Source organism: Bacillus sp. P4_D3 (genome assembly GCF_056401855.1).
This window is the reverse complement of the sequence record NZ_JBFUIN010000187.1, coordinates 1-5,981: the sequence shown is the minus strand read 5'-3', so window position 1 is coordinate 5,981 and position 5,981 is coordinate 1. Positions and strand designations below refer to the sequence as shown.

The 5,981-nt window shown below is 35.4% G+C and carries 8 protein-coding genes; 2 read left to right on the top strand and 6 right to left on the bottom strand.

From position 1 onward, the window contains the following. Positions 1–23 precede the first annotated feature (23 nt). The 3 genes from AC1DTM_RS16580 to AC1DTM_RS16570 all read right to left on the bottom strand — a co-directional run bounded on the left by AC1DTM_RS16580 (position 24) and on the right by AC1DTM_RS16570 (position 2,306). Positions 24–371, bottom strand: coding sequence for a DUF4260 domain-containing protein (locus AC1DTM_RS16580; protein ID WP_002199741.1), 348 nt, complete (start codon positions 369–371; stop codon positions 24–26). A gap of 6 nt (positions 372–377) precedes the next feature. After that, complete coding sequence (locus tag AC1DTM_RS16575) at positions 378–1,769, bottom strand: FAD-binding oxidoreductase (protein WP_016105794.1); 1,392 nt, start codon at positions 1,767–1,769, stop codon at positions 378–380. A gap of 138 nt (positions 1,770–1,907) precedes the next feature. Next, entirely contained in the window at positions 1,908–2,306 is a 399-nt protein-coding gene (locus tag AC1DTM_RS16570) for a DUF2871 family protein (RefSeq protein WP_002199739.1), read from the bottom strand. 255 nt (positions 2,307–2,561) lie between these two features. Between AC1DTM_RS16570 and AC1DTM_RS16565 the strand changes: the two genes are divergently transcribed. Next, a complete protein-coding gene (locus AC1DTM_RS16565; RefSeq protein WP_016105795.1) occupies positions 2,562–3,065 on the top strand; it encodes a GNAT family N-acetyltransferase in 504 nt (167 codons plus the stop codon). A gap of 34 nt (positions 3,066–3,099) precedes the next feature. Here the strand turns inward: AC1DTM_RS16565 and AC1DTM_RS16560 are convergent, their stop codons facing one another. Then, on the bottom strand, positions 3,100–3,228 hold the full coding sequence (locus AC1DTM_RS16560; RefSeq protein ID WP_256416131.1) for a hypothetical protein: 129 nt from the start codon (positions 3,226–3,228) through the stop codon (positions 3,100–3,102). Positions 3,229–3,490: 262 nt separating this feature from the next. On the opposite strand from AC1DTM_RS16560, the gene AC1DTM_RS16555 reads away from it, so the two are divergent. Further along, positions 3,491–4,009, top strand: coding sequence for a GNAT family N-acetyltransferase (locus AC1DTM_RS16555; protein ID WP_016105796.1), 519 nt, complete (start codon positions 3,491–3,493; stop codon positions 4,007–4,009). Between the two features lie 47 nt (positions 4,010–4,056). Here AC1DTM_RS16555 and AC1DTM_RS16550 read toward each other — a convergent pair whose 3' ends face one another. Both AC1DTM_RS16550 and AC1DTM_RS16545 read right to left on the bottom strand, forming a co-directional pair. Next, positions 4,057–4,965: a VOC family protein gene (locus AC1DTM_RS16550; RefSeq protein WP_016105797.1), complete on the bottom strand. Its 909-nt coding sequence runs from the start codon at positions 4,963–4,965 to the stop codon at positions 4,057–4,059. 213 nt (positions 4,966–5,178) lie between these two features. Continuing rightward, on the bottom strand, positions 5,179–5,981 hold an 803-nt coding region (locus tag AC1DTM_RS16545), incomplete at its 5' end, for a VanW family protein (RefSeq protein ID WP_477000507.1).

The window sequence follows — 5,981 nt, the reverse complement described above, 5'->3', positions numbered from 1 at the left end:
GACCCATCCTTCTCAAATCACTTTTATAACCTCTGAATATGCGTATCCTTAAAATCAGTCTCATATTTCAATCCATACCCAATCATTCGATCCATCCCAATATGTGCTGTCCATATTAAACCAACCATTAAAATCGTATCCACCTTAAAATAGACCCCTATTAAAACAAGTAATATGGATATGATATATGTGTGAAATAGATTATAAATTTGTGCACCAACACGTTTGTTAATGGCGTACGCCACCATTGCTAAATCAGGTGCAAAAAGTAATACGATAAATAATAACCAGCTAAATCCACATAATGCATATATATAAATCGCAGCTAATAAGACGACCAATCCTTCAAAATGTATAATGCGTTTCTCCAAACTTCATCATTCCTTATCTTTTAACTTAAAAATTTTATTCGGATTTAAAATATTTTGCGGATCAAGAGCTTTCTTTATTTTTTCCATTACTAAAAGCGCAGCCCCATGTTCTTCTTCTTGATACTTCTGCTTCCCTATTCCAACGCCGTGCTCTCCTGTACAAGTTCCGCCACGCTTAAGAGCATACAATACGATACTTTCGTTTATTTCGTCCCCTTTTTTCACTTCATCTTTATCGTTTGGATCAATCATTAAGAGCACATGGAAATTCCCGTCTCCTACATGGCCAAGAATACCACCAACAAGACCAACTTTATCTAACGTCTCTTTCGCATGCTGTATTGCACCAGCTAATTCTGAAATTGGTACACAAACATCCGTACTCATTAGCTTTTTACCAGGATAACTATGAACGTAAGAATATGCTAAGTTATGTCTTGCATCCCATAATTTATTTCTTGCCGCAGTTTCAGTTTCAAAAGCGACTTCTTTACATTTATGATCAAAAACAATTTCCTTCGTAAACTCGATATCTTGCGTTAGCCCTGCTTCATTTCCGTGAAACTCTAAAAACAGTGTTGGTTCTTCTCTGTAATTTGTTTCATTATAATGATTTACTTGTTTCATAGATAGTTCATCAACGAGCTCTATTCTCGCAATTGGAATACCAGCTTGCAGTATATTAATAACAGCTTCTACTGCATCATTTATAGTTGGAAACGATGCTCTCGCAGCCATAACATGTTCTGGTATGCCGTATACTTTTACTGTTAGCTCTGTAAAGCATCCAAGCGTACCTTCTGATCCTACGAAAATACCATTTAAATGATAACCTGATGATGACTTCGCCGCTAAATTGCCAGTATGTATCACTTGTCCATCAGCAAGTACCACTTCTAAATCACGAACTTGATCACGCATTACGCCATACTTAACCGCTGTCGTTCCGCTCGCGTTTGTAGCAGCCATCCCTCCTAACGTTGCATCTGCGCCTGGATCTACACTAAAAAATAGACCATACTTTTTCAATTCTTTATTGAGCTGAGAACGAGTCACTCCTGGTTGTACTTTCACAAGAAAATCTTTCTCTCTTATTTCAAGTATTTTGTTCATTAATGAAAAATCAACCGTAATCCCCTTTTCATACGGAATTATATGGCCCTCTAAACTGGAGCCTACTCCAAATGGAACGACAGCCTTTCCATGCAGACTCGCTACTTTCATAATCTCGCTAACTTCTTCAGCCGTTTTTGGATACACAACTACATCCGGCAAACTACTAGTATGGTAAGATTCATCTTTACTATGTAACTCTCTTACTGTCTTATTAACCACTACTTGATCTTCAGGAAGTACATCCTTTAATTCATTTACTAAACGTTCAATTGTTATTTCCATTACGTACTCTCCTTTTATATTATTTACGCCGCATTAATTATACCATTTTTATACAAAATAATCAGAATAGTAAGATTCGTGTAATTTTATATATAAAAAAGAACTTGCAGTATTCCCTACAAGTTCTTTTTTATAAAACTACATTTTAGACGATTTCTTCAACAAAATCATAAACCAAACTAAAGTAAATGCCATCATAGAATGAGAGAACCCTACAATATAAGTTAACCCTTTAAAGTCCGCTCCATTTAGTTGAAGAAGTCCTCTCGCTGCCAACGAACCTAACATTAAAGTTAATGCGATATTATGTAAAATAAACCAGTTATTAAATCCTTTCACTTCATGAAAAGCGAATACTTTTGCTAATCCTAAAGCAATTAAAAAGAAGAAAAAGCCAAGTACTAACGTATGCGTATGCAACAGATTTAATAGTGTAGAGCCTAAAATCCCTTTATATTTCCCATACTCCCTAGCAAATATTCCTGACAATAAACCGATAATTAAATAAGTAAACGATGCATTATATAATTTCTTCATTATGTACCTCCTTGAGTAGAATGTGTAGTGTGTCATATTTAGTAATAATGATAGTTATATAGTAAAAACTCCTAGTTTCCTAGGAGTCATTGTATAAGTATCTCACTCTTTCCAGTTAATCCTAATTATAAAATATCCTTCTATGCAAAACAATCGAACTTTATGTGAACAAGTAACTCTCAATTAAAATAACTTGCACTTTTATTTTGTACAATCCATACTAATTGTTATAACTGTTAAAGGTGGTGCAATAGATTGATAGTTCTTGAAACTGAACGACTCACTCTTCGCTGGCTCGATATAAAAGATGCTCCGTTTATTCTCGAGTTAGTAAACGATCCTGCATGGATTCAGTTTATCGGTGATAAAGAGGTTAGAAACTTAAAAGACGCAACAAATTATATTTTAAACGGACCAGTCGATATGTATAACAAGGTTGGCTTTGGTCTTTACTTAGTAGAACGAAAAGAAGATCTTACTCCACTTGGTATGTGTGGTCTTATTAAAAGAGATTCATTAGAAGATATCGATATCGGATTTGCCTTTTTAGAAAAATTCCGCTCGAAAGGATACGGCTATGAATCTGCTGCTGCGGTAATGGAATACGGTGTACAAAAACTAGGAATGAAACGAATTGTAGCAATTACTTCTATAGATAACACTGTTTCAGGAAAACTTTTAGAAAAAGTAGGATTACGATTCGAGAAAATAATTTCAGACTCAGAAGAAGATCTAAAATTATTTGGGTATAACGCATAATAAAAAAAGGTCGCCATTCACGGCGACCCTTTTACTATTTCACTTCTACCGCATAATTCCCTGTTCCCCCGCCGTACTGATATACATGTAAATAATACTTCCCTGGATGCGTATAGTAACTACCTACTAACTTATTTCCTTTCATTATAGATAGATAAAACAAAAATTATCACATGCATCTATCCATCAAAATAAAAGCATTTTATTAAAATACATTTAATATCCCAATKGATTTATGTTAATATTTTAAATATTAACATAAATAAAACTACCTACTTTTCACACGAAACTCTTTAAACTTTAACGTGCAACTTATTTTCAGTTGAATATGGCATATGAAATGGGGTTGAGAAATTTATAAATCACTTTCTTTTTATACTGAAATTTTGTTGAAATAAAATATAAATAAAGGGAGCCTACAAACGATGAATGTATCTTTAATTACACCTACTACCGATTTACATGAAGAATACTTAGATTTTTATAACGAATGGAAAAATAGCGGCGAAACAATGATTCCGTGGGTGATCTCAAAAGACCCTTCTAATTTCACGGCAATGATTCAAGAATTACACGACGCACATAACGGAATAAATATACCTAAAACATGGGTAACAGCTTCTACTTATTGGCTCATTACAAATGAAAATAAAATTTTGGGAGCAGTTAATATTCGTCATAGTTTGACGGAGCATTTATTTAATGCTGGAGGCCATATCGGTTATGGCATTCGCCCTTCCGAAAGAAGAAAAGGATATGCTACGAAGTTACTAGAGTTATCATTAGAAAAAACGAAAGAATTAAACATCACGAAAGCACTTGTCGTTTGCGACGAAGTGAATACAGCTTCAGAGAAAACGATTTTACATAACGGCGGTCTCCGTGATGAAGATTTCACTGAAGAAGATGGTAATGTTGTGAGAAGGTATTGGATTGAGCTCTAAATAATCAAAAACAAGCCAGAAAGTGATTACACACTTTCTGGCTTGTTTTATACTACTTCTATTTCAAACTGCACTGTAATACCACTCGGATCTACTACCGTAAATCCATTTGTAGTTTCATTTATCTCATGTTGTTTTTCTATTAATCTTTCTTTTACTTCATTTAAAGCTTCTTTATGAGGTAGTACAATCGTATATACTTTTAGTCCCGTTGCATGTGCTGGTGGATGCGGGTTATTTACCCCGTTCCACGTATTTGCACCGATATGGTGATGATACACTCCTGCCGAAATGAATAAGCAATCATCTTCACGCTGTTGTACTTCAAAACCTACTGTATCTACATAAAACTCATGTGACTTCTCGACATCAGCTATTCGTAAATGTACGTGTCCAACCACAGTGTCAGCAGGTAAACCATCAAATTCATAATCAACGAGCGTTGCTAGTTCTTTTAAATCAAGTGGCGTACTTCCTCCTGGCCCTTCTCCCCACTGATCTCGAGGACGGTCCGCATAAATCTCAATACCGTTCCCCTCTAAATCTTGTAAATAAAACGCTTCACTATACGTATGATCACTTGCACTATTAAACCTTGAAATTGGTAAAATTTCATTTGAATATGTATAACGTCCTTCTTGTTCAGCTGGACTATCAATTACGTTCTTATTACGAATCACCCCAAATAGTGCCGAAGCAAAAGCCTCACGAGTCGGAACTAAAAAGGCTACATGATATATACCCGTCGTACGTGGTTCTTGAAGCGCTGCATCTTCTAACTTCTCAAGTACAAGTAGCGTATTCTCACCACCTTTTCCTGCTAAATATGCTTTATTCCCCTCTTGCTTAATTACTTCTAACCCTACTACATTCTCATAAAAAACAATTTGACTCTCTAAATCTTTTACTTTAAATGCAACATGACCAATACGTGTTTTCGGATGAATTTGTACCATGAATAACTTCCTCTCCTAGTCCTTTATTTCAAAACAAATTAACATAGCCGTTACTATGAAGGATACAACCAAAAACACACTATGTAAATAAGAAAAATCAGAATTAATAGTTTTCCATAGGCCATTAATGACAAAAAGCCATCTCCTCTGAAATTCAGAAGAGATGGCTTCTATTATATAAATCTTTTACTTTATTACCCTTTAACTATATATTTATTTCATCTTATGTACTTCAGCAACTAACTTTCCGCCTTGTATGCCCATATAAAGCTTAACAGGAGCATCATTCGTGTTTTCAAATACTAAGTCTAAATATGGATACGCAATTGTAGCATCTCTTCCCTGCGGGACATAACCTACTGTTTTAGAATGTGTAGTTCTCTCTACCATTTTTAAACCAGCTTGATCTGCTGCATTGTATAGAGTTGATGATGTTTGACAAACGCCACCACCATAACCATCTACTAATTTACCATCTACAATTTCTTTACCTAATTGATATCCTTTATCTGGCGTTGTATCACCGATCAATGCATTAAAAGAGAAACTGTCTCCTTTTGCTAATACAACTCCATTTATGCTCGCTGCTGACAAACGAATATTCTCAATACGGCCACCTGCTGAGCCACCTAAATTCGTTTCATATCTACCAATTACCGTGCCACTTCCTTGCGCATCACTTAATGTTGCGGTAGGCTTTTTCTCAACGATAGGTAACTGATATGAAGAATCCCACATACCTACATTTAATAATTTGTCTACTAATTCTTTTTCCATTAATTCATAAGAAGGCTTTCCTTCTTGCCATGATCCATCAGGCGCTATACGTGAAGGGACCATCTTTTTGTCAACGCTTTTTCCAACTTCACCAGCAACCTTCGTTACCGATTTTTTGAATTTCGCCTCATCTTCAAAATACCCTAAGCTCGATAAGTCTATTTTCTTCACTTCAGTACCAGTACGCCCATCCACTAAGCTAATTGAATCCTGTACATCAGCCTTGGCCTCTACAACGT